The sequence below is a fragment of the Cryobacterium sp. N21 genome (genome assembly GCF_002929575.1).
In the GTDB taxonomy this organism is placed as follows: Bacteria; Actinomycetota; Actinomycetes; order Actinomycetales; family Microbacteriaceae; genus Cryobacterium; species Cryobacterium flavum.
Window position 1 is genome coordinate 1 of the sequence record NZ_PJJQ01000028.1, and the last position, 22,169, is coordinate 22,169.

The 22,169-nt window shown below is 62.1% G+C and carries 26 protein-coding genes and 1 tRNA gene; 19 read left to right on the top strand and 8 right to left on the bottom strand.

All coding sequences use genetic code 11. The annotated features are described in order from the left end of the window. Positions 1–106: 106 nt before the first annotated feature. Entirely contained in the window at positions 107–967 is an 861-nt protein-coding gene (locus CXY77_RS20545) for an SRPBCC domain-containing protein (protein ID WP_233197222.1), read from the top strand. A 201-nt stretch (positions 968–1,168) separates the two neighbouring features. Continuing rightward, a complete protein-coding gene (locus CXY77_RS20840) occupies positions 1,169–1,357 on the top strand; it encodes a DUF4913 domain-containing protein (RefSeq protein WP_338061590.1) in 189 nt (62 codons plus the stop codon). A gap of 28 nt (positions 1,358–1,385) precedes the next feature. On the opposite strand, the gene CXY77_RS20090 is transcribed toward CXY77_RS20840, so the two are convergent. Beyond that, a complete protein-coding gene (locus tag CXY77_RS20090; protein ID WP_233197237.1) occupies positions 1,386–1,724 on the bottom strand; it encodes a YciI family protein in 339 nt (112 codons plus the stop codon). 145 nt (positions 1,725–1,869) lie between these two features. On the opposite strand from CXY77_RS20090, the gene CXY77_RS04250 reads away from it, so the two are divergent. The 3 genes from CXY77_RS04250 (at position 1,870) to CXY77_RS04260 (ending at position 4,249) form a co-directional block, all read left to right on the top strand. Further along, complete coding sequence (locus CXY77_RS04250; protein ID WP_092341111.1) at positions 1,870–2,202, top strand: YciI family protein; 333 nt, start codon at positions 1,870–1,872, stop codon at positions 2,200–2,202. Positions 2,203–2,264: 62 nt separating this feature from the next. Beyond that, the gene (locus tag CXY77_RS04255) at positions 2,265–3,419 is read left to right on the top strand and encodes an RNA polymerase sigma factor (protein WP_104088278.1); all 1,155 of its coding nucleotides are present in this window, start codon (positions 2,265–2,267) and stop codon (positions 3,417–3,419) included. Beyond that, positions 3,419–4,249, top strand: a complete 831-nt coding sequence (locus tag CXY77_RS04260; RefSeq protein WP_104088186.1) for an alpha/beta fold hydrolase — start codon at positions 3,419–3,421, stop codon at positions 4,247–4,249. The genes CXY77_RS04255 and CXY77_RS04260 overlap by 1 nt, the downstream gene beginning before the upstream one ends. A gap of 467 nt (positions 4,250–4,716) precedes the next feature. On the opposite strand, the gene CXY77_RS04270 is transcribed toward CXY77_RS04260, so the two are convergent. Beyond that, the gene (locus CXY77_RS04270; protein ID WP_104088190.1) at positions 4,717–5,259 is read right to left on the bottom strand and encodes a hypothetical protein; all 543 of its coding nucleotides are present in this window, start codon (positions 5,257–5,259) and stop codon (positions 4,717–4,719) included. A gap of 236 nt (positions 5,260–5,495) precedes the next feature. Between CXY77_RS04270 and CXY77_RS04275 the strand changes: the two genes are divergently transcribed. Beyond that, positions 5,496–6,395, top strand: a complete 900-nt coding sequence (locus tag CXY77_RS04275) for an arginase family protein (RefSeq protein WP_104088191.1) — start codon at positions 5,496–5,498, stop codon at positions 6,393–6,395. A gap of 162 nt (positions 6,396–6,557) precedes the next feature. On the opposite strand, the gene CXY77_RS20315 is transcribed toward CXY77_RS04275, so the two are convergent. The 3 genes from CXY77_RS20315 to CXY77_RS04290 form a co-directional block, all read right to left on the bottom strand. Next, positions 6,558–6,815 carry an LOG family protein gene (locus CXY77_RS20315; RefSeq protein WP_199181878.1) on the bottom strand — a complete coding sequence of 86 codons (258 nt, stop codon included), beginning with the start codon at positions 6,813–6,815 and terminating at the stop codon, positions 6,558–6,560. A gap of 273 nt (positions 6,816–7,088) precedes the next feature. Next, a complete protein-coding gene (locus CXY77_RS04285; RefSeq protein ID WP_104088193.1) occupies positions 7,089–7,493 on the bottom strand; it encodes an NUDIX domain-containing protein in 405 nt (134 codons plus the stop codon). Positions 7,494–7,851: 358 nt separating this feature from the next. Continuing rightward, on the bottom strand, positions 7,852–9,036 hold the full coding sequence (locus CXY77_RS04290) for an FAD-dependent oxidoreductase (RefSeq protein WP_092341117.1): 1,185 nt from the start codon (positions 9,034–9,036) through the stop codon (positions 7,852–7,854). 37 nt (positions 9,037–9,073) lie between these two features. Between CXY77_RS04290 and CXY77_RS04295 the strand changes: the two genes are divergently transcribed. From CXY77_RS04295 to CXY77_RS21025, 4 genes are all read left to right on the top strand, one after another. Continuing rightward, entirely contained in the window at positions 9,074–9,631 is a 558-nt protein-coding gene (locus tag CXY77_RS04295; protein WP_158252776.1) for a TetR family transcriptional regulator, read from the top strand. Between the two features lie 352 nt (positions 9,632–9,983). Further along, entirely contained in the window at positions 9,984–10,370 is a 387-nt protein-coding gene (locus tag CXY77_RS04300) for a hypothetical protein (protein WP_104129750.1), read from the top strand. Positions 10,371–10,513: 143 nt separating this feature from the next. Beyond that, positions 10,514–10,762 (top strand): hypothetical protein, encoded by a 249-nt coding sequence (locus CXY77_RS20095; protein ID WP_158252777.1) that lies wholly within the window; start codon positions 10,514–10,516, stop codon positions 10,760–10,762. Then, positions 10,759–11,853, top strand: a complete 1,095-nt coding sequence (locus CXY77_RS21025) for a DDE-type integrase/transposase/recombinase (protein WP_158252778.1) — start codon at positions 10,759–10,761, stop codon at positions 11,851–11,853. The genes CXY77_RS20095 and CXY77_RS21025 overlap by 4 nt, the downstream gene beginning before the upstream one ends. Before the next feature lie 218 nt (positions 11,854–12,071). On the opposite strand, the gene CXY77_RS04310 is transcribed toward CXY77_RS21025, so the two are convergent. Both CXY77_RS04310 and CXY77_RS04315 read right to left on the bottom strand, forming a co-directional pair. Beyond that, the gene (locus tag CXY77_RS04310) at positions 12,072–12,278 is read right to left on the bottom strand and encodes a helix-turn-helix domain-containing protein (protein WP_104129752.1); all 207 of its coding nucleotides are present in this window, start codon (positions 12,276–12,278) and stop codon (positions 12,072–12,074) included. 196 nt (positions 12,279–12,474) lie between these two features. Next, positions 12,475–12,550 (bottom strand) — tRNA-Arg (locus tag CXY77_RS04315). Positions 12,551–12,619: 69 nt separating this feature from the next. On the opposite strand from CXY77_RS04315, the gene CXY77_RS04320 reads away from it, so the two are divergent. Continuing rightward, positions 12,620–13,006, top strand: a complete 387-nt coding sequence (locus tag CXY77_RS04320; protein ID WP_092341122.1) for a hypothetical protein — start codon at positions 12,620–12,622, stop codon at positions 13,004–13,006. A 31-nt stretch (positions 13,007–13,037) separates the two neighbouring features. Here the strand turns inward: CXY77_RS04320 and CXY77_RS04325 are convergent, their stop codons facing one another. Further along, the gene (locus CXY77_RS04325) at positions 13,038–14,168 is read right to left on the bottom strand and encodes a 3-isopropylmalate dehydrogenase (protein WP_092341123.1); all 1,131 of its coding nucleotides are present in this window, start codon (positions 14,166–14,168) and stop codon (positions 13,038–13,040) included. Between the two features lie 134 nt (positions 14,169–14,302). On the opposite strand from CXY77_RS04325, the gene CXY77_RS04330 reads away from it, so the two are divergent. The 8 genes from CXY77_RS04330 (at position 14,303) to CXY77_RS04365 (ending at position 22,150) form a co-directional block, all read left to right on the top strand. After that, the gene (locus tag CXY77_RS04330; RefSeq protein WP_233197224.1) at positions 14,303–15,751 is read left to right on the top strand and encodes an aldehyde dehydrogenase family protein; all 1,449 of its coding nucleotides are present in this window, start codon (positions 14,303–14,305) and stop codon (positions 15,749–15,751) included. A gap of 20 nt (positions 15,752–15,771) precedes the next feature. After that, positions 15,772–16,545, top strand: a complete 774-nt coding sequence (locus tag CXY77_RS04335; RefSeq protein WP_104129753.1) for an SDR family NAD(P)-dependent oxidoreductase — start codon at positions 15,772–15,774, stop codon at positions 16,543–16,545. Positions 16,546–16,788: 243 nt separating this feature from the next. Continuing rightward, positions 16,789–18,078: an ABC transporter substrate-binding protein gene (locus tag CXY77_RS04340; protein ID WP_104088199.1), complete on the top strand. Its 1,290-nt coding sequence runs from the start codon at positions 16,789–16,791 to the stop codon at positions 18,076–18,078. A gap of 71 nt (positions 18,079–18,149) precedes the next feature. Then, positions 18,150–19,040, top strand: coding sequence for a carbohydrate ABC transporter permease (locus tag CXY77_RS04345; protein ID WP_158252779.1), 891 nt, complete (start codon positions 18,150–18,152; stop codon positions 19,038–19,040). Next, a complete protein-coding gene (locus CXY77_RS04350) occupies positions 19,037–19,969 on the top strand; it encodes a carbohydrate ABC transporter permease (RefSeq protein WP_092341127.1) in 933 nt (310 codons plus the stop codon). Before CXY77_RS04345 ends, CXY77_RS04350 begins: the two co-directional genes overlap by 4 nt. A gap of 38 nt (positions 19,970–20,007) precedes the next feature. Beyond that, entirely contained in the window at positions 20,008–20,766 is a 759-nt protein-coding gene (locus CXY77_RS04355; protein ID WP_092341128.1) for an SDR family NAD(P)-dependent oxidoreductase, read from the top strand. A gap of 11 nt (positions 20,767–20,777) precedes the next feature. Beyond that, complete coding sequence (locus CXY77_RS04360; protein WP_092341129.1) at positions 20,778–21,239, top strand: RbsD/FucU family protein; 462 nt, start codon at positions 20,778–20,780, stop codon at positions 21,237–21,239. Between the two features lie 122 nt (positions 21,240–21,361). Next, a complete protein-coding gene (locus CXY77_RS04365; protein WP_092341130.1) occupies positions 21,362–22,150 on the top strand; it encodes an IclR family transcriptional regulator in 789 nt (262 codons plus the stop codon). Positions 22,151–22,169: the final 19 nt, after the last annotated feature.

Genomic DNA, 22,169 nt, shown 5'->3' on the forward strand with positions numbered 1-22,169 from the left:
TCGACTGTGGGACGACCTGCCCAGCCTCGACCTCACCCACACGGTAACAACGGAAGTGGCCGAGAGTGGCACGATCCACGTTAATTTCGCACGATAGGACGTACTCATGACGATCGAACGCCGACTCGCCCGCGCCGGGTTCACCCTGACCCGCGACTACCCCGTTCCTCTCAAGCGCGTCTGGGACGCGTTCGCCGAAGAGGACCAGAAGCGGGGCTGGTACGGCGCCGGCGACACCATTGAGCCCGGTGAGTGGGCGTTAGACTTTCGCGTCGGCGGACGCGACGTCGACGAGGGGACATTTCACGACGGTCTGGTCTCGCGGTACGAGGCCACGTACACCAACATCGTCAAGCACGTCCGCATCATCACGACCTACAACATGTGGCTCGACGGGGTCCACATGTCGACGTCGGTGGCGTCGTTGGAGTTCGAGACGCTCAACGCGGGCACCCGGTTCACGCACGTCGAGCACGGCGTCTTCTTCGACCAGTTCTGGGCCGATGGGCCGGGCCGAAAGGAAGTCACCCGGGGCCTGCTCGAGGCTCTGGGCAACTACCTCGCTGACGCACCTCACGCACTCAGAACCGGCGTTCCGGCTGCGCACACGATCCCCTTGGAAAGCCGTCGGCGCTTGACCAAAATGGAGGAGTCACTAGAGGTCCTAGTGACTCACAAATCAACCACCACCGCGGCGGCAACCACCTTTTCGCCGGTAAACCGGTCTACGTCCAGCGTCGGGAGCTCGACGAGCCGCACGCTGAAGGCCAGCTGCGGGTGCGCGCGCTCGGCCCCGAGCTGGTCTGACTCGCGCACGATCACGAGCCGTGGCGAACACGCATTGTCTGAGGCATCATGCCAGCGCTCTACGTGCCTCCCGGGTTCCGCGCCCATCACTCTTGGTTTCATCGATAAGGTTCCTCATGACATTTCATTCGACGACCTAACGAGCTGTCCCCGATCGTAAGGACCGATACAGCGCGCGTGGGACCTGATGAAAGCTCTTGTTTGATTGCTTTTAAACACGGAGACTTCCCGCTTCCAGACGAGAAACCAAAGGGTCTCTTCACAGGCGATGACCGCCTGCTGGCACTCCCGGCCGTTCCCACTTTCGTAAAGTCCTGCAATCTCGGATGTCGCGTTCTCGCAGGAGAGGGAAGCACTACGCCTGGAACCAACCTTCGGCATGAGCGTGTGGTGGCGCCACCACGCAGACCACCACATGCGGATGCTCCTGTCCCCGGAAGGACCGTTCGCGACCTCTCGGAACCGGAAGAGCGACGGTAACCCGCTCCCGCCCGCCCATCACTTCCGCCGGCATGTTCGCCAGCGTCCGCACGCTGGTCAGCTGATTTAATGACTTCCTACTGAACGATTTCAAGTCGCTAGAGCGGTGGCAAACCGAGGGCGCGCACTTCGACCGCCGCGTAGCGGGCTTCAACGAAGCGTGCAGCAATCTCGATCGCGCGATCTTCGCTTGCGACGTCGATGATGTAGTACCCGCCCACCCATTCGGTGGTTTCCGCGAATGGTCCGTTGGTTACAGAAAGACCGCCGTTAGTGCGAACCACTTTCGCGCCGGGGACTTCCAGCTCGTGCGTGTCGATCAACTCGCCGGTGGTTGAGAGCTCGCCGATAACTGCGCCGTGGGCGGCTTCGAACTCAGCGAGGGCTTCGCTTTGGATGGCAAGTTCGCTGGCTGCACTCGCGTGGATCAGAATCATGTACTTCAATGGGAACTCCTTCAGTGATGTGTTTCTTACTGCGACGTATAGCGAAAGACTATGAGGACACCGCGTTTTGACGCGTTGTCCTGAGGTGCTCATCCCGTACGTCGAATTCACACAACGACAAGCAAAGGACCGACTTATGGAATACATGCTATTCATCTGCACAGACTCGACGGCGCCGACGACCGAACCGACTGTCCACACCATCGAGGAATGGGTAGCCGAAACCACTGATGGGGGCACCAGGCGTCACGGCGACCGTCTGCGCCCGGCGAATGATGCGACCACGGTAAAACTGCGTGGTGGGCGGCTCAGCGTCACTGCTGGGCCGTTCGCTGAAACGACGGAGTGGATCGCTGGATATGACGTGATCGAGTGCGGCGACCTCGACGCGGCGATTGAGATCGCGGCGAGGCATCCGATGGCCCAGCTCGGTCAGATCGAGATCAGGCCGATGTGGCCGATCGAGTAGCGGATGCTATCGCGCGTGCCTCTGCCGAGGAAACTGCGCGCATCATCTCCACTGTGATTCGAATGACCGGCGACTTCGCCCTTGCCGAGGATTGTGCACAGGATGCGTTTGTAAGGGCGTTCTCTGACTGGCGCAAAGGTGGTATTCCGGACAATCCTGGCGCGTGGCTGACCACGGTGGCCAAGAGGCGGGCGATCGACCTGCTTCGGCATGCGGGCGCGGAAGATCGCGCGCTTCGGCGGGTTGCCGTCGAAGAGTACGAACCGGTCGAGCCCGATCCGGACATTAGTGGAGATTTCGATGATCGTCTTCGTCTCATTTTCACCTGCTGCCACCCCGCACTTCCGATGGATGCCCGCGTTGCCTTGACGCTGCGAACGGTAGCGGGCCTCACTCCCGCGCAGATCGCGCGTGCCTTTCTCGTGACCGAACCGGCGATGGAAAAAAGACTGGTGCGTGCCAGGGCAAAGATCAAGCACGCCGGTATCCCCTACCGTGTGCCACCGCCCCACCTCATGCCGGAACGGCGCGACGGTGTGCTGGCGGTGCTGTACTTGTTGTTCACCGAGGGATACTCCGCTACCGGCGGGGCGGTTCTCATCCGAGTTCCTCTCCTTCGTGAAGCAATCCGGCTCACCCGGCTGCTCGTTGAGCTGATGCCCGACGACGATGAAGTTCGCGCGCTCCTTGCCCTGATGCTGCTGCATCACGCGCGTACCGCAGCTCGCACCGACGCTGTCGGAGATATCGTCACCCTCGAAGAGCAAGACAGATCGTTGTGGGACCGGGATGCCATCACCGAGGCCCTCACCATCCTTCGGTCGCTTGTACCGCGCGCAGGCCGGTATGGGCTGCAGGCCCGCATTGCCGCCTGCCACCTCGAGGCTCCGGATGCTGCAAGCACTAACTTCGCGCGCATCGCTGAACTGTACGACGCTCTCGCCGTCATCGATGCCTCACCGATCGTGGAACTCAATCGCGCGGTCGCGGTGGCCATGTCCCAGGGACCAGTAGTCGGCCTAGCCCTTATCGACGCGCTCGTAACCACTCGGGGTATGGACGACTACTACCTACTCCCGGCGACACGCGCCGATCTGTTGCGCAGGATGGGTCGAAGGACCGAAGCCGCAACCGAATACGAGAAAGCACTTCAACTGGCCCCATCAGAGGCCGAGAAACGCTACCTGGGCAAACGCCTGGCAGAAACGAGACGCTGATGCGCATCACCCTGACCGACGGGCGAACACTAGACGTTCACGACAGCACCAACGGAGTTCACGCTGCCCAAACCGTTGTCTGGCACCACGGCTCGCCACAAACCGGAGCAGCCCTCGAACCGCACCTGCGAGCCGCGGCGCTGCGCGGCATCCGCTGGATCTCATACGCACGACCAAGCTACGGAGACTCGACAACTCAACCCGGTCGCACCGTCATTAACGCCGCAGCCGACGTCGAGCAACTCATCAATGCGATGGGCATCGACCAGATCGCCGTCATGGGCGCTTCCGGGGGCGCACCACACGCCCTCGCCTGCGCCGCGATTCCGGGTGACCGGGTGTGGGCTGTAGCAACGTTCGCGAGTCTCGCGCCCTTCACGACAGACTTCAACTGGTTCGTCGGAATGGCCGGCGGTGGGCCGTCCCTGCGCGCGGCGCAACACGGAGAAGATGCCCGCGTAATCTACGAACGAACTTCCAACTTCGATGAAGAAAGTTTCAATTCGCGAGACTACGCCGCGCTGAAATCGGAGTGGACATCACTCAACGCAGACGCGGGGACCGCGACGGCAGCTGGCCCCGAGGGGCTGATCGCTGACGACCTTGCCTTCGTGAAACCATGGGGCGTTGATCTGTCACGCGTCCGGATACCCGTACTCCTCGCACACGGTGGCGACGACCGCATCGTCCCTCCCTCCCACTCCCAGTGGCTCCTCGAGCACCTCCCCAACGCCGAACTCTGGACCCGACCACGAGACGGCCACGTCTCAATTCTGAACGCAAGCACTTTGGCCATGGACTGGTTACGGCAACAGGCCGAAATGCACTGAGGTGCCCCCTTGCGCCCACCCGTACGCGCGCGGGACTGACCGGCGCATACGAGCTCGCGGATAAGACCGGTGCAGGAAGTTATGGCATCGTCAACGACGCCGGCATCCTCTGGCAAGTCGACGCTGACCCCATCATTTTGTGCATCCTTACTCGAACCAACAACCAGCACGCGGAAGGTAACAACGAAGTGATAGCCGAGAAACCGCGACTCACACGCACTATCCAATTCGTGCTCGCTTGGGCGGTCGGAGTAGTTGGAACCATTACCACAGCCATTTCCTTGATCCCTTCGGTGGCCGTCATCGCCTCAGTAAGTGGCGTATCTTCCCTTGGATTCGCCGCTCCCCTACTGGTCGTGTCCATGATGTATCTCTCCGTTCCCATCCTCATCGCGTTGGCCATCGCGAATACCGGCCGCCGATGGCGGCTCTGGCTGACCATCGCAATAGCGGTCATCGTCTTGCTCCTAGTCGCCCGCTTCGCAGTGGGTTCGCTCGGTGTCTACTGGATTTCGTTTTGAGTCGCGGAGAGCTGTATGCCGCGCGACGTAGTCGCTGGCGCGCACCTCGACGGCGCTGATGTAGCCGGTGTCGTGGGCGGTGCGTATCTTCGCCCATCCGGCCCGGCGAATCAGTCCCTTGACTTCGGTGGTCGTCGCGGGAGAGTGTTCGGACATTGCGCCGGTCGGCGACCCATACGGGTACAGGTTGCCCATCACGACGTTCCGGGCGCCCATGGCGGATGCGGCGGCGATGGCCGCATCGAAGATGGGCGGCCATTGTGCGGCCCAGTCGGTGTATGGCGGATTCGTGCAGACAAAGATGGTCGAGGCATCCGTTGCAGCTTGCACAAAGGTGGCCGGATCACTGGCATCCAGTACCAGGGTGGTAGGGCCGACGGCGGTAGAGCCTGAGCGGGTCGCGATGGTCACCGTGTAGCCGCGCGCCGCGAGGCGTTCGGCGAGCGGACAGCCGATCAGGCCCGCTCCAACAACGAGGTGCTTGTTCATGGGTCCATTCGCTTCGTCGTCCCTGGCTTCACCTTGGAAGATTCGTCTATAAAATCCGATCGCATTGGCGGCGAGACTTTCGCGCACGTCGCCTGGGCGCTTGCGGACCTCTCGCGACAAATCACTCGTCTCGTAGTGGGTTCGGTTGACGGGCACTTCTGCTTCGGCGGACTTTTATACAGGTACGGCCGTCGGGAATAGTCGACGTCGGTATGAGGACCTGACAGTCTGGGGGCGTGATCACGCTACTATCTGCACCGTCCAACCTGGGGCTTCGACCTCCCGAGCCGGGAAGCGTGCCGGGCACGTCCAAGGCGCCTGAGGCACTTCGAGAAGCGGGTCTGTTCCGTCGTTTGAGAGTAGACGGCGCTGTCGACGGAGGAGCTGTCCTTCCCGGTCGGTACGTCGATGACGACATCACTCGCGCCGCCGGCCACGTGCGAAACGAAGCTCAGTTGATCTCCCACGCGCGTCGCCTCGCGCGCCGGATCGCTGGAGTCATCGCCAACGGCCGGGCACCGCTGGTGATCGGAGGTGACTGCAGCCTTCTCGTGGCGGCTGGGCTCGCGCTCCAGAACAACGCGGGCCTCGTTCACATCGATGGGCACACAGACTTCCGTCATCCCGGAAACTCGGATCAGTGCGCCAGCGTCGCCGGAGAGGATCTCGCCGCGGCCGTTGGTCTGCACTGGCCGGCAGTCGCCAACATCGACGGCCGCAAACCGTACTTCTCGCCCGCCAACACCGTTCACATTGGATGCCGCGAGGACGACCAACATGTCGACGAGGTCCGACGCTTCCTCGGCCTCGTCCTACCCGCCCGCCGATCGAACGAGATCGGAATGACCGAGACGGCGAGAGCCGCTCGAACCACCATTGGGAGCGCCGGCTACTGGCTGCACCTCGATGTCGACGTGCTCGACCCCATCTTCATGCCGGCCGTTGACAGCCCCGATCCTGGCGGGCTCAACCCGGAACAACTCGTCGAACTCCTTAAGGCGCTCGCCCCCGGAGCGATCGGAGGCCAAGTCACAGTATTCGATCCCGATCTTGATCCCAACGGACGCTACGCCACGCTTTTGGCCGAAATCATCGCAGTGGGCATGGCTGACCTGGGGCATCAAGTGAAGCGATGAAGGTTCGGCTTACGGGGTCGCCGAGACAGATATTGAACGCCTGCATGGGCGCCACGGTCGCCTTATCGCTCTCGGCTGTCGTTCGGCCGTTTGGTAAGACTTTACTGCAGAGGAACCACGGGTGGTGTGCCTCGTTCATTCCATTTATGCGGTGCTGGCTCCTCAGATCGTGAGCTGGCTGAGCAAGTCTTGAGCGTTGTCGGAAATGATCAGCGAGTCCCGGTAGGTCCTCCGGAGAAATCCTGCGTCCACGCCGGCATCGATCGTCGCGATGAGGGGACCCCAGAAGCCATCGATGTTGTACAGAGCGACTGGTTTGTTGTGGATTCCTAGCTGCTGCCAGGTCCAGACCTCGAAGAATTCCTCCAGGGTCTCGGTCCCGCCCGGAAGAGCGATGAAGGCGTCGGACAACTCTGCCATGTGGGCTTTGCGCTCTGCATGGACTCAACGATTTCCAGTCGGGTGAGGCCCGGATGGGCCAATTCTCGGTCGACGAGAGAGCCCGGCATAACGCCGATGACGGAACCACCGTGGCTGACGGCCTCGATCGCGATGACGCCCATCAAGCCAACATTGCCGCCGCCATAAACGATCCCGATTCCGGCTCAGCCAACGTGCGAGCGAGCCGGGCTGCACCTTCAGCAGACACTGGGCGGTGACCAGACGCGGATCCAGTGAAGATTGCGACCTGCATTAGGCAGCCAGAGCGGGAAACACGAATTCAAGGAGCAGCGGCGCGAGTGGAAAGTCCAGTTCGGTCGTGACGGTGGGATCTACCCATCTCAGCTCAACAATTTCCGCCGACGCTACCGGCGCTATGACGACATCGCTACGATGATTGGTCGCGTCGACGATTGTGTCCAACTCGTTTGCGGCGGCGGCAGTCCAGCTGCCCAGCAGGGCGAGGTCTTCCTTCGCGACCGTTACGCCCAGCTCCTCATAAACTTCCCGGAGAGCGGCCGCACCGGAAGTTTCCCCGGGCTCGGATTTGCCACCGGGCAGCATGAAAAAACTTGTACCACGCTTACGGACGGTGAGTATCCTGCCGGCGCCGTCGCGAAAGCACACCGCAGCGACAATGAGCGTTTGAGTAATCATCCCGTCAAGCTATCAATCCTCTACCCTCAAGGCGCGCCCCGCAGAGGGTTCCCTTGTGACACAATTCCAGCTTCTTGAAGCGGTGGCCGGTTTCGTGCCCGAACTGCGTCGCTCACCGTCCGTGAAATGAAATTTGGGATTAAGAGTGTGGCGCTAGCCGACCCAGAAGTAGTCGGATTTCGAGCCGTCCTTTGCCCCGGTTGGCGCCTTTCCCGTGACGCCTCCCATTCGATCTGTAATCCTGCTCGAAATGACTTGCCCAGCTTAGTGATAGCTCCGTCCGCACTCAGTCCGGAACCGTCGGGCACTACGAGCACAGATCTTGCGTTTCAGGACAACGAGACTTGGTCTCACACGTTTAATGGATGTGCTCTGGCCTCGCGCCCAGTCCGACGAATCGCCCGGTAAGCCGGGCGGAGGAAGGGTGGTCCCGGAGGAGTTGTAGCGGTAGTGGCAACGGGGTCCCGGGCGCGTGCGTGGATAGCAGCGGTTCCTGTAGTCGGCGTTGAACCATCTGAGTGATGCGCGCCGGCCAGGATCGCCGACGCTGTACGCGACGGAGGTCGGCGCGGCTGGGCGTTCCGCTGCGCAGCCCGGGTCCTAGGATGCGAGCGGTCGCGACGGCATCCTGAATCGCGAGGTTGATGCCGACGCCACCGGCCGGCGACATAGCGTGAGCTGCGTCCCCTATGCAGAGGAGCCCATCGACACTCCAGTGGCGCAGGCGTTCTAGCCGTACGTTCAGCACTTGCACGTCGGCGGCGGAGATGGCTGCAACGGCTTCCTGCATCCTCGGGGCGATGAAAGCTATGCGCTGTTTCATCTGAGCGATGTCGTCTTCCGAGCCGTTCCAGCTGCCGGCCGGGATCACATGAGCGATCTGGAAGAAATCGTCACGGTCGATAGTGATGATCATTCCGGCGCCCGCTTGGATGAACGGGTAATGCTCATCGGGCCGCTTCGACAGTCGAAACCAGAGCACATCCATTGCCGCCGCGACACCGACCGGAGTTAGACCGGCCTGGGCACGGACAACCGAGTCACGACCGGAGGCGTCGATGACGAGGCGACCACGGACACTCACGTCGCCGTCGGGCGCAGTGCCGGTGACCCCGACGATCCGACCTTCCTCGCTGGATAATGCGTCGATACGAGTCGATCGGAGAAGGCGGAACCCAGGATGTCTCGAGCACGCGTCAGCGAGCAGGTCGAGGAAGTCCCACTGCGGCATGAACGTCATGGTTTTGCGGCGGGTGGGAAGATGACTGAAGTCGGCCAGCACAAGCTCGGTACTGTACCAGCTGAGAGTCACGCGTTCCATGTCGGAGTGAGGTCGGGCGAGGAACTCGTTGAGAAGACCGAGTTCCTCGAGTAGTTCCTGGGTGGACGGGTGAATCGTGTCACCGCGAAAGTCGCGGAGGAAGTCTGCGTGCTTCTCAATCACAGTGACCTTCACACCATTACGGAGCAGCAATAGTGCCGTCGTCATTCCGGCTGGACCGCCGCCGACAATCACACAGTCGGTCTCGAAATTTTTATTCATGCGTACAGAATCCTCCTCAACATGCAATCATGCGAGTGTGGTCAATAACGTACGCGGACGACCCCTCGGTGGAGCCTTCGCCAGAAAACGCCTGCTCGATGCCGCACAGCGCCACTTTGAGGTCGGCGACCTGACCGAGATCTCTTCCCGTAACCTGGCGAATGAAGTCGGCGTCAGCCATACTCTGGTCAATTATTATTTCGGGTCAAGGGATGACCTCATTGCGGCGGCCGTTTCGTTGCGCGTAGCCCTTCACCACGTGATCGCCGCGGCAATAATGCCCGACGGGAAAATTGATCTCGCACGCCTCGCGCGCGGGCTGATAGCTGTATGGGAGCATCCTGAGCAAGGCGAGCAGCTCACCAGGTTCGCCCGCCAACTCATCGCTGGTGGCCCACACGCACATGCGCTGTCGTCATACCTCCAGCACACCGTATTTGAAACGCTGACGGTGGAATTCGGCCAGCAGCGCGCCCGTCGCATAGCCACAGCGCTCATCGGTGTGATCTTCTCACGCTACGTACTCACATTGCCATCGATGACTGCGATGACCGAAGGGCAGGCCGCGACACATTTGCTGTCGATGATGCGCTGAACGATAGTCGCCTCGTGCGCGACTGGAGACTCAAGCAGTCGACCTACTTGTCAGCCAGAGCTCCGCCTGAGGATCCGCTAGAAGCAACGCACGTTCGAGGGATAGTTGCTGCAGGCTGCTGGCTGTCCAAGTACTGCGTACCGTTGGGGTTAGTTCGCCTTGGGTAATTATCGAGGGCTGTGCAGCGCACGCGACAGTGCCGCTGCAGCGGCACGCGCCCCTCTCTGTCAACCTTGTTTGAGGCACCGGGACCGTCCCGAATAGTGTCGTAGAAGGCGGGAAAGGGTTCCCTTGACGAACGCAGTAATGACAGGGCTCAGCTCGAGCGGGCAGGCTGTAGGGATGGAAAAGGATGGAAGATGTTCCCGATCCCCAAGTTCCCGAGCGTGCACGGCGGCGGACCTACACAGCCAAGTACAAACGCGACATTCTGACCGAGTATGACCGCCTCGATCGGCAGGGCCGCGGGGCGCTGCTCCGACGAGAAAAGCTGTATACCTCCTTGGTCAGCTCGTGGCGTGACCAGCGAGATAAAGGAGTGCTGGTTGCGCTGGCACGGCCGGCAGGAGCGCCACCTGCCAGCATCGCGGAGAAGGACGCGGTCCGGCTGCTGAAAGAGAATCTCCGACTGTCGGGTGAGTTGGATACGGCGAGGCAGGTGATCGTGATCCAGGGAAAACTCTCGGCTCTGTTGGATCAACTCTCGACCAACAGCAGTGCGACGAACACCGAGAAGTAATCGACGCCACCATCACCAAACTCGTCCCGCTCGTCGGCACCAGGCACGCATGCCGAGCCGTGCGACGATCCCGGGCTACGCACTACCGGCAGCACCCCCGCGCACCGCGGCCGCCCTCATCCCCGCGGCCCCGGCCGGAGCCGATGAAGCAGCCTCGGGCACTGACCGAGCCGGAGCGCAACGTCGTTCTGGAGGTCCTGCGGTCGAGCCGGTTCGTGGACAAAGCGCCGGCGGAGATTCAGGCGATCCTCCTCGACGAGGGCACCTACCTGTGCTCGGTGGCGACGATGTATCGCCTCCTCCGCGCTCACGGCGAGACCGGGGAACGTCGCGCTCAGCCGAGCACCCGGCACGCATCAAGCCCGAACTCATCACCACCGGACCCAACATGACCTGGTCGTGGGATATATCCAAGCTCAAGGGGCCGGCCAAATGGTCGTACTTCCATCTGTATACGATCATCGACATTTACTCGCGGTACGTCGTCGGCTGGATGGTCGCGACCCGGGAATCTCACCAACTCGCCGAGCGGCTCCTGTTCGACACCATCGAGAAGCAAAACATTCGTCGAGACCAGCTGACAATCCACTCCGACAACGGGTCCTCGATGGCGTCAAAACCCGTCGCATTCCTGCTCGCCGACCTGGGCGTGACCAAGTCACACTCCCGCCCACATACGAGTAACGACAATCCATTTTCGGAGTCGCATTTCAAGATTTTGAAGTATCGGCCCGAGTTCCCCAACCGTTTCTACAGCCTCGCCGAAGCACGCTCATTCTGCACCGAATTCTACGACTGGTACAACGGCGAACATCGTCATTCGGGTATCGATCACCTCTGCCGCGAATTGCGGCACGGCGACGACCCGGTTCGACTCATGCGTTTTGGGATGCGCCTGACGACGAAGCACGCCGGCGCCACTTTGCACGACGAGCGTTCCGCGGATGTGCGCCCAAGGCGGGTCGGCGGTCATATCTATGTCGCACTTTCGAAGCGCAAGCGTCTCGCCGATGCGCGTCGCCGGGCCGAGCATCACCTCGATCAGGTCCCGCACCTGCCCGTCGGGTTTGGGCCCCATCCTGCCCTCTGCTGTGCGCCAGTCGCGGGCCGCGAGGCGGATTGCGGCTACCTGATCCGGCGTAAGCGCCTTCGGGGTGTGCTGGGGCTTCTTCATCCGCGAGGTTTCCTTCACCGGATTGCGCGCGATGATTCCCCGCCGCACGGCAAACCCCAGCACCATGCTGAGGATCGTGCGGGAGTGCTTGGCCCGCGCGTACGAGATCGCGCGCTGCACCTTCAGGAAAAGCTCAATGCGGCCGACGGTCACTTCCCGAACCGTGAAGTGCTCGAAAAAGGGAAGCACAAGCCCGCGAAGCTCGTACTCGTAGACGGTTTTTGTACCGTTCGCGCGGTCGACGTCGAGCATCAGGTCCTCCAGCCAGGCCTCGGCCAGCATTCTAAACGGCGAGCGTGCGTTCGCTGAGTCGCCGACGTTACCGACGTTACCGACGCGCATCCGCGTGGCCAGCTCGACCTTGAGCGCGGTCTCCGCCGCGTTGCGACTCGAGCCGGTAGCGGTGACTTGCCTCGACTGACCGTCCCAGTCGCGAAAACGAGCCATCGCCCGGAAACGCCCTGCACCGACCTCGGTTGTCTTTATCGCGCCGAACGTGCTGATCGGCAGTCGGGGTCGGCCGGCCATCAGCGCTCGCCCCCGCGGCCGCCCATGGACGGGACGGGCTCGTGAAGACCGTCCAGCCACCGAAGAACATCGGAAACGCGATAGCGAATCTCCCGTCCGACTCGAATGCCGGATGGGCCGCGGCCATCGGTACGCAGGTCGTAGATCGCCTGCACGTGCACGCCGAGATACTTGGTGAGCTCGCTCGTCGTGAGTACGGGTTCCAAACCGAGCCCGAGAGACTTGTAGCATCCATAACCCGTAGGTGCCCAAGGTCACACTAGGTGAATCGAACTGGGTCGCGTACCTTCTTTCCGAGCACCCACAGGGGTCGGGCGCCGCGGAATAAACGTTGAATAAGCGTTGAGTGAATCAAGTCTTGCCCCATCAGTGAGGACAAGAAACCCTGGTCAGACTTTTTTTTGGTGCCCCCGGTAGGAATCGAACCTACGACAATCGGATTAGAAGGCCGGTGCTCTATCCACTGAGCTACGGGGGCGGGACTGGTCAAGGTTATCAACCCCTAGGCTGAGCTCACACCAACCGTCCTATCCACTCCAGGAGCACCATGACCAATCAGGCACACCGAAAGTCCGTTGACGGTCAACCGGCGGAGAAACCGCCAGGGAAACCGGCGGGGCCATCGAGCACACTCGGGTCGGTTCTCGGCACCAGCGCACTCCTGCTGCTCAGTGTCGGACTCGCGTGGGTGCTCGGCGTCATGGGAATCTTTCTGGCTGTGACAAACTGCTCAGCCGCCGACTGTACCGGGCTGACAATCGGCTCGGGCATCGCTACCTTCGGCCCAGCGTCAGTTGTTCTCATCAGCATCGTGATCTCGATCGTTCGGATGGTTCAGCGGCGCCGTGCGTTCTGGGTTCCGATCATCGGCATGGTCGTGGCTGTGCTCATGACGGTTCTTGGCGGCACGGTCGTATTCATGACCATCGGCTGACGGACCGCTCAACCACTCGGCGTTCCCCTCCTCAGCGCAGGGCGGCCAGGTCGTCCATGACGGAGTAGCCGGGCACGATCGGCACGGGCGCACTGCTGCGCACGAGCGACGCGATATCGCGGCCCAGCTCGGCGGTCGAGAAGCCCATACCCGGGCCGGCGGTCGCCGGCAACTGGGCCAGAACGTAGACGGCGGCGGCCTCGATGGCCCGCGCAGCGTCGGCCTCGCCGAGGTGGGCGAGGCACATGGCGGTAGACAGTATCGCGCCGATCGGGTTCGCCCAGCCGCGACCGGCTATGTCGGGCGCGGAGCCGTGAATGGCCTCGAACATGCTTGGTCCGGACCCGTCGAGGTTCAGGTTCGCGCTCGCGGCGACGCCGAGGCCACCCTGGATGGCCGCGCCGAGATCGGTAATGATGTCGCCGAACAGATTGTCGGTGACGACCACGTTGAACCGTTCCGGAGTGGTCGGCAGGTAAAAGCAGAAAGCGTCGACGTGTACGTAGTCCACGGGAACGGTCGGAAAGCGCCCGCTGAGGTCGTCGACCGTCGACTGCCAGAGGGTACCGGCCTCGACCAGGATGTTCTTCTTGTGGCACAGGGTCAGCGTGCCACCCCGACGCTCGGCCAGGCGAAATGCGAACTCGACCACGCGCTCAACGCCCATGCGGGTATTGACGGATTCCTGCACGGCCACGGCGTGCGGGGTACCGGCGTGCACGGTCGATCCCCGCCCCACGTAGGAGCCCTCGGTGTTCTCTCGCACGATCACGAGGTCGCAGCGTTCCGGGGTAAGGCCGGCGATCGGTGTAACCACACCCGGATAAAGCTTGACCGGGCGCAGGTTCACGGCCTGCTGAAAAGTGCGTCGCATCTCGAGAATGAACCCGCGTTCCAGAATGCCGGGCGCGACGGCGGGATCGCCCATCGCGCCGAACAGAATGGCGTCCTGTGCGCGGAGCTGCTCCCGCAGGGCCGGAGTCCAGAGTTCGCCGGTGGCCAGGTAGTGCCGGGCGCCGGCTGAGATCTCGATGAGTTCGGTGCTAAAACCGAACACCGACTCTGCTGCCACGAGCACGTCGAGGGAAGCATCAATGACCTCGGGGCCGATGCCGTCACCGCGAATCACGGCCAGCCGGTGGACTCTCGCTGTGCTGGTCATCGTTTCTCCCATTGATAGATTCGTGCCGAGGCAGGTCATTGACCTGATCATCGGCGCTCGATACTCTAGTTAGGTTACTGGTCAGACCAGTAGGAAGACCAGTACCTCCCGTCGCAATGACAGAAAGCGGTCCCGTGACTTTGTTCTCGATTCCCTACCCTGCCGGGCTCCCCATCGGCGAGCGCTGGGTGGATTGCCCCGAGCAGGCGGAAATCGTGTTCCCATTCGACGGCTCTCCCGTCGCGCTGTCGCCGGTCGGCACTGCGGCGCAAGCCTCGCTTGCAGTGGATGCCGCCGCCTCGGTGCGCGCGGAACTGGCCGGGCTGAGCACGGGCATCCGTCGTACCCTGCTCGTCGGTATTCATGACGCGCTCGCCGAGCGCACGGCAGAATTCGAGCAGCTGCTCGTGCTGGAGACCGGCAAACCGCTCGTGGACTGCCGCACCGAGGTGGCCCGCGCCCTCACAACATGGTCGGCGAGCGTCGAAGAAGTCGCGCACCAGCACGGCGAGACCGTTCCCCTTGACCTGCAGCCGAGCGGTGTGGGAATGATCGGCTACTGGACGCGGCGGCCGGCCGGAATCGTCGTGGGCATCACCGGCTTCAACTATCCGCTACTGCTGGCCAGCCACAAACTGGCCCCGGCGATTGCGGCGGGCTGCCCGATCATCATCAAGCCGGCACCGAACACCCCGCTGTCGACGCTGTGGGCGGTCGACCTGATTCGCGGCGTGCTGCGCGAACACGGGGTGTCGCCCGCTGCCGTTCAGCTCGTCACCGGGGGTATCGACGTCGGTGACGCGCTCGTGCGTGACCCCCGGGTGGCGGTGGTCTCCTTCACCGGTTCCGCCGCCGTCGGGCACCAGATAGCGCGCTCGGCTGCACCACGAAAGGTCGTGTTGGAGCTGGGCGCCAATACCGCTCTGATCGTCGCGAGCGACGCCGACGTCGAGAAAGCCGTCGACGCGGTGATTCGCGGCGGCTTCTACGCCAACGGTCAGGCCTGCATCTCGGTGCAGCGCATTCTGGTGCACGACGCGATCGCCGACGAATTCGAGCGGATGCTGCTGGCCCGCCTCCCCGAGGTGCGCGTCGGCGACCCGCGCGATGACAGCACGCGGGTGGCGCCGGTCATCAACGAGGCCGCCACCCGGCGCATTCTGGCCTGGATCGCCGCCGCCCGGGCCGGTGGGGCCCGGGTTCTGGCCGGCGGCCATCTGGTCGAGCGCAGCATTGCGCCGACCGTGCTGGCCGACGTTTCGCCGGATGCCCAGGCCTGGTGCGAGGAAATCTTTGGACCGGTCGTCATTCTGCAGCGCGTCTCCGATCTCGGGTCGGCGATCGAGCTGGTCAACCGCTCGCGTTACGGCCTGCAGGCCGCGATCTACACGAGTTCACTGCAGCGAGCGTTTCGCGCCATCAATGAGCTCGATGTCGGCGGCGTCGTGGTCAACGAGATCCCCGGATTTCGCTCCGACATTATGCCCTACGGCGGCGTGAAGGATTCCGGCACGGGCCGGGAAGGTCCCCGGTTTGCCATCGAGGAGTTCACCGTGACCCGCATGGCCATGATCCGCCCGTAACCCATTCAGAAAGAAATACCGTGGACTACACCCAACTGTTCCAGTTTTCCGGTCGCCGCGTTCTCGTGATCGGGGCCGGCAGCGGCATCGGCCGGGAGAGCGCCCGCGCCCTGCACGCCCACGGAGCCACGGTCATCTGTGCCGACCGCGATGCGGCCAGCGCGGCGGCCACCGCTTCCGGGCTCGGTGCCGGAGCGACCTCGCTGCAGGTTGACGTGCTCGACCAGGCGGCCGTGCGGGCCGTTGCCGGCGACCTGCCGGATCTCGCCGCACTCGTCTTCACGGCCGCGACCAACGTGCGCAAACGCATCGCGGACTACACCCTCGACGAATTCGACCGCGTGGTGAATCTGAACCTGCGGGCCGCTTTCGTGCTCATTCAGGCCTTTGCGCCGGCCATGGCCGCTAACAACGGCGGCAGCATCATTGGCTTCGCCTCGATTCGGGCGGTCACGGTTGAGCCGGGCCAGGGCGTCTATGCTGCGACCAAGGCCGGGCTGGTGCAGTTGCTTCGCACGGCCGCGGCCGAATACGGACCGGCCGGGGTGCGCGTGAACGCGATCTCCCCCGGCGTCGTGGAAACCCCGCTGACAGCGCAGATCAAGAACAATCCCGACTGGTACAACGCCTACGCCGCCAAGAGCGCGCTCGGCCGCTGGTCGAGCCCGGGCGAGTTGGCCGGTGCCGTGGTCTATCTCGCCTCGGACGCGTCGCGGTTTGTCACCGGGTCGGTGCTCACCGTCGACGGCGGCTGGACCGCGGTCGACGGCCGCTTCGACCCGCCGAGCGCTTAGCGCGCCAGCTGACCCACGGCCACCCGAATCAGTACGCCCGTGGACGACGACCGTGCCGCACTGCGGGCAGCACGGGTGGATTGTTCGCGCCGAAAAGGCGCGCCACAGCAGTGTCGAAACATTCGCAACTTCGCGCCCCCGTCTCTTGACAGGCGCCGGCGCATCCACTATTTTTCTACTATGTGCGAATGTTGCACAGGGTGTGCGAAGAACGCTCACTCCTGAATAAGTCAAGGAGGACTTATGCGGAACAAGCGGATAGCGACAGCAGTGGCCACAGCCCTCATCGCGGTGTCGATGACGGCGTGCACTCCAGCGCCGACCGATGCTGAGCGTGAGGCCACGATTCGGGTGTGGAATCCTCAGGATCAGTGGCGCAAGACGACGTCCTTCTACCAGGACAACGTCGCCGACTTTGAGAAGAAGTACCCGAACGTGACCGTCGAGTACGTCGATATCCCCTACGGACAGTACGAGGCCCGGTATACGGCTGGTTTTGCCAGCGGACGGGACGCACCCGATATTTTCATGGGGCAAGTGTCGTACTACGGCGGCGCCCTGGGCATCGCCGCCGAAGCCCCCGACGACCTTCAAACGCTGTGGGACGACAAGCTCACTCCCGTCACGAGCAAGAACTTTCAGATCGACGGAGCCTGGCACGGCTACCCAGTCAGCACCGACTTGGGCATGCAGCTTTACTACAACCAGGACCAGTTCGTCGAGGTAGGGCTGGACCCGGCCGAGCCGCCCCAGACTTTTGAGGAACTGCGCGAGTATGCGCAGGCGCTGGCCATCCGGGACGGCGACAAGGTCACACGCAACGGCATGGCGCTTCGTTATTCGGGCAACCCGACCGGAATCGTTGACAAAGCCCTCCCGTACATTCACGCTTTTGGAGGCCGCCTCTATGCCGAGGACCAGTCAACCGCAGAAGGCTTCCTTAACAGCGATGAGACCGTCGCCGGAATTCAGTACATGCAAGACCTCGTTGAGAAGGATCAGGTGTCCAGCCTTGAACTCGGCGTGCCGGACGACACCTTCGCCCAGGGGCTCTCGTCCATGACCTTTCGCGAAGGGTGGTACGAGGGCTGGCTGGAACAAAATGCGCCGCAGGTGAACTTTGCCGTCGTTCCCTATCCGGATGGTGAAGCAGGCTACCCGCAGGTGAGCCTGCTCTTCAACTGGGCCTGGATGGTCAACGACAACAGCCCCAACAAAGACATCGCCTGGGACTGGATGCGCACAGTCTCCGATCCGGAGCTCGACCTGGAGCTCGCCCAACTCGAGGGCTACATGCCGGTGTGGACTGAAAATTTCTCCGACCCGTGGGTGACGGAGCGCAGTGATTTCAATGCGGTCGAAAGACAGATCAGTGAGGGCGCCGGCCCGACCTACGATGCCCCGTACACAAACCAGATCGCCGTGACGATCGGAGCCGCCATCGAATCCGCTCTGCAGGGGGCCGACGTGCGAGAGAGCCTCGACGGTGCCGTAGCCGAGGTGGATTCACTTCTGGAACGCGGCGAGCGGTAGGGTGCGTCGTGGTCACGACGATCTCCCCCACGACAGAACCCTCCGTGGCACCGCCTTCGACCCGTCCAGCGGTGAAGTCCAGATCAGCCAAGTCACGTCGAAGTACTATCCGTGCCTATGCCTTCCTGGCGCCGACTCTCTTCTTCGTCGTCTTGTTGTTCATCATCCCGCTCGGTTACAACATTTTGATCAGCTTCTACGACTGGTCGGTTATCGGCCGGCGCGATTTCATCTGGCTGGACAATTACACGTCCGTCCTCACGAGTGATCGTTTTCTCAACGCAGCCGGGAACACCGTCTACTTCACATTTCTGACGGTACCAATCGGAATAGTCCTCTCGCTCGTCGTCGCGTTGGGTTTCAACGCCCTGACGATCACGAGGGGAGCAAGCCTGGTGCGCGCGCTCTACTTTGCTCCGGTCGTCGCCTCCCTCACCGCCGTCGCCTTCGTCTGGCTGTGGATCTTCAATCCCGCCTACGGCCTGGCAAACGACATCCTGGGCGGTCTGGGTATCTCCGGGCAGGAATGGCTCACGTCAGAAGCCCAATCTATCCCCTCCCTCGCCGTCATGTATGTGTGGGCACGGCTTGGATTCAACGTCATCATTCTGCTCGCCGGGTTGAACGCGATTGATCGTTCGTACTACGAAGCAGCCCGCCTGGATGGCGCGGGACCCATCAGATTGCTGTGGTCCGTGACCCTGCCACTGCTCAACCGGCAGTTGGTCCTGGTCGCGAGCGTCGAGGTGATGAATGCGTTAAAGCTGTTCGAACTTCCTTTCGTAGCGACGAGCGGTGGGCCGGTCGGCTCCAGCCGGTCCATGGTGATGGAAATTTACGAGCTCGCCTTTCGCCTCGATCGTTGGGGTGAGTCGGCCGTCTACGTTGTCGCGCTGTTCGTCTTCCTCGTGCTCGTCACCGGCATCATCCGCAAGGTCTTTACGAAGGACATCTCAGAGTGACCACCCCGACCGATCTCGCATCCGCTTCTCCGACAGCAGAAGGTCGCAGCACTAGTGCCGGAGCAGAAAAACGCGCCGTCAACGCTCCCCGCCGGCCTCGGCGCCGCACCAAGGGATCCATCAAACAGGTCGGCCTCTTTTCCGCCCTGCTCCTTGGCAGCTTCGTCATGCTCCTGCCTCTGGCATGGGTGGCCCTGTCGTCGCTCAAGGCTCCCGACGAGATCCTTCAGCTTCCAGTGAAGTGGCTTCCGGACAACTTCTTCAATTTCAGCAATTACGTGCAACTCTTTGCGCAATACGACTTCGGTCGATACATCGTCAACTCGTTCGTGGTCACCGGGATCGGAATCGTCACGAGCTTGGTTATCGCGCTCCTCGGTGCGTATGCCTTCGCCTACTTCACCTTTCCATTCAAAGAACCGCTGTTTCTCGTGGTGCTCGCGCTGTTCATGGTTCCGCAGGAAGCACTCGTGATTCCGATGTACCTGATGATCTCCGGCGCAGGCCTGACCAACACCTATGTCGGGTTGGCCTTTCCCGATCTGTTCACTGTTCTCGGGCTGTACCTTCTGCGCCAATTCATGGAGGGTATTCCCTACAGCTATGTCGAGGCGGCCCGGGTTGACGGTGCGAGCGACCTACGAATTCTGATCCGGATCATCACACCGATGGTGGCGCCGGCAATCGTGGTGTTCATCATCATCAAGTTCATGTTCACCTGGAATACCTTTCTCTGGCCGATGCTCGTGGCCCAGAACGAGTCGATGTATACCGTCACTGTTGGACTCGTCAACTTTGCCGGGGGCGAGTTCAACCAGTGGAACCTGATCAACGCCGCGACCATGATCAGCATGATTCCGACGATCATTCTGTTCATCACCCTGCAGCGGTACCTCGTCAAGGGTGTCGCGATGAGCGGCATGAAATAGCCACCCACATTTTCCAACCAACAGACAAAAGGAACACTATGACGCAGCTTCTCGAAAACAAGACCGCCCTGATCACCGGTGGGGGTGTCGGAATCGGTCGAGAGATCGCCCTACAGTTTGCCGATTCCGGTGCCCGGATCGCCGTAACATACCGTACGCACGCGCCAGACGATGATTTCGTCAATCGGATCGAGGCTGCGACCGGCTCGCCGCTCGTGGCCGTCGGCCTCGAGGCAACCGACGAAGGCGCGGTGCAGGCAGCCTTCGCTACGATTAATCGCGATCTGGGTGGCCTCGATATTCTCGTAAATAATGTCGGCGGTCTCGTGCAGCGTTCCAGCATTGGCGAGATGAGCTTCGAACTGTGGCGAACGGTTATGGCAACCAACCTCGACAGCACCTTTCTGGCGACCCACTACGCGATGCCGTTCATCCGAGATGGCGGGCGCATCATCAACGTCGCCTCTCTCGCGGGAATCAACGGTGCACACAGCGGTGCAACGGCTTATGCGGCGTCCAAGGCAGCCATGTTCGGATTCACCCGCGGATTAGCCAAGGAGGTGGCGCCACGGAACATCACTGTCAACGCACTGGCCCCCGGCTTCATCGAGGCGACCCCCTTCCACGACACGTTCACGACCGCGGAATCGAAACGGGTCACCCTCAGCACAATTCCGCTGCAGCGCGCCGGCATTCCAGCGGATGTGGCTGGTCCAGCTCTTTGGCTCGCGTCTGAGCTGTCAGCGTTCGTGACTGGCACGACCGTGAACATCAACGGCGGAGCGTACTTCGCCTAGGCGACGGCCTGATGATCACGTCGCGACTTATTCATCCACAGATTCTTGGCGCGCTGGCTGGAGCAGGCCACGGATCAACCGTGCTGATCACGGACGGGCATTATCCGGCGCGCACGGCCGTCGGTCCCAACGCCACGACGGTCCACCTCAATCTGGAGGCGGGAGTGCCCACCGTTCCCGATGTCCTATGCCTGATTCTAGAGTCGATCCCGGTGGAGAAAATCACCATGATTCGTCCTGCGCCCGACGCCATTCCGAGCCAGGTCCAGGACGAGGTCGTCGAAACCATCGCGGGGATGGTCACCGCCGATTTCGTGGATCGCTTCACGTTCTACACTGTTGCGCGATCACCCGACCTGGCCCTGTGCATCGTCACCGGCGACGTCCGACGGTTCGCGAACGTGCTCCTGACGGTCGGCGTACTGGGATCGACTCCCCGGTGGCGGCCCGAAACAGGGGCACCGACGCGGTGACGGTGAATCGGTAACATGAGGTGGAGCGGCACGATCGTCGTACCCGCACCGGGCACGCCCGGTGAAGGCAATAGCCATCAGTGATCCGGGCTGTCGGCGGAGTTGAATCGGGAGATGGACGGATGAGCCAAACAGTCAGGCGCGCTATCGAAATTCTCGAATTCTGCAGCGTGCACCCACGTGAACTCAAAGAGGTCGCTGCGGAAATGGGGGTTCATCGCACCACGGCGCTGCGTTTAGTGCAAACCCTGACCGCGGGCGGTTTCGTGCGCCGTGATGAACTCGGGCGGTACGGCGTGGGCTTTCGATTGGCAGGACTCGCACAACGTGCCCTCGACCAATTCGATCTGCGCAGCGTCGTTCATCCGCACATTGTTGCACTGGGCGATCGGCTCGGTCACACCATCCAATTCGCCGTCCCGCAAGGCGACCACATCATCTACGTCGACAAGATCGAACCGGCGCAGGCGATCAGTCTCAACACCCGGATTGGCGATTTCGTCGTCATCCACACCGCAGGCGTGAGTAAGGCAACGCTCGCCAACCTCCCGCCCGAACAGCGTGACGCCATCATCGCTCAAGCGACCTTTGAGAAGTTCACCCCGACCACTATCACGGCGAGGAAGGATTTCCTCGTCCTCCTGGAAACTGTGCGGGAGCAGGGATGGGCAACGGACGACGGCGAGTTTGAATCCTTCACCAATTGCATCGCAGCGCCGGTTTGGGACCATGCGAACGCCGTCGTTGGTGGCATTTCCGTCACGGCGTTCAAGAACAAGGCAGATCTGACTCAACTCAGAAAGCTACTGCCAGAACTCCTCGCGACGACAACGACAATCTCCAAGGAACTCGGGTGGCGCCCACCCGGAGAAACCGAGGAGACCAGCGGCCACCCCCTGACCGACGAATAGCCCCGTGGGCGGGGCTCCT

Bases quoted from the DNA above. Each gene is read 5' to 3' on its own strand.
- CXY77_RS04270 (WP_104088190.1), bottom strand. From the start codon at position 5,259: ATGAACAAGCACCTCGTTGTTGGAGCGGGCCTGATCGGCTGTCCGCTC.
- CXY77_RS04325 (WP_092341123.1), bottom strand. From the start codon at position 14,168: ATGACCAGCACAGCGAGAGTCCACCGGCTGGCCGTGATTCGCGGTGAC.
- CXY77_RS04285 (WP_104088193.1), bottom strand. From the start codon at position 7,493: ATGATTACTCAAACGCTCATTGTCGCTGCGGTGTGCTTTCGCGACGGC.
- CXY77_RS20095 (WP_158252777.1), top strand. From the start codon at position 10,514: ATGAAGCAGCCTCGGGCACTGACCGAGCCGGAGCGCAACGTCGTTCTG.
- CXY77_RS04360 (WP_092341129.1), top strand. From the start codon at position 20,778: ATGATCACGTCGCGACTTATTCATCCACAGATTCTTGGCGCGCTGGCT.
- CXY77_RS04260 (WP_104088186.1), top strand. From the start codon at position 3,419: ATGCGCATCACCCTGACCGACGGGCGAACACTAGACGTTCACGACAGC.
- CXY77_RS04355 (WP_092341128.1), top strand. From the start codon at position 20,008: ATGACGCAGCTTCTCGAAAACAAGACCGCCCTGATCACCGGTGGGGGT.
- CXY77_RS21025 (WP_158252778.1), top strand. From the start codon at position 10,759: ATGACCTGGTCGTGGGATATATCCAAGCTCAAGGGGCCGGCCAAATGG.
- CXY77_RS04250 (WP_092341111.1), top strand. From the start codon at position 1,870: ATGGAATACATGCTATTCATCTGCACAGACTCGACGGCGCCGACGACC.
- CXY77_RS20545 (WP_233197222.1), top strand. From the start codon at position 107: ATGACGATCGAACGCCGACTCGCCCGCGCCGGGTTCACCCTGACCCGC.
- CXY77_RS04340 (WP_104088199.1), top strand. From the start codon at position 16,789: ATGCGGAACAAGCGGATAGCGACAGCAGTGGCCACAGCCCTCATCGCG.
- CXY77_RS04300 (WP_104129750.1), top strand. From the start codon at position 9,984: ATGGAAGATGTTCCCGATCCCCAAGTTCCCGAGCGTGCACGGCGGCGG.
- CXY77_RS04365 (WP_092341130.1), top strand. From the start codon at position 21,362: ATGAGCCAAACAGTCAGGCGCGCTATCGAAATTCTCGAATTCTGCAGC.
- CXY77_RS20090 (WP_233197237.1), bottom strand. From the start codon at position 1,724: ATGATTCTGATCCACGCGAGTGCAGCCAGCGAACTTGCCATCCAAAGC.
- CXY77_RS04255 (WP_104088278.1), top strand. From the start codon at position 2,265: ATGACCGGCGACTTCGCCCTTGCCGAGGATTGTGCACAGGATGCGTTT.
- CXY77_RS04320 (WP_092341122.1), top strand. From the start codon at position 12,620: ATGACCAATCAGGCACACCGAAAGTCCGTTGACGGTCAACCGGCGGAG.
- CXY77_RS20315 (WP_199181878.1), bottom strand. From the start codon at position 6,815: ATGGCAGAGTTGTCCGACGCCTTCATCGCTCTTCCGGGCGGGACCGAG.
- CXY77_RS04290 (WP_092341117.1), bottom strand. From the start codon at position 9,036: ATGAATAAAAATTTCGAGACCGACTGTGTGATTGTCGGCGGCGGTCCA.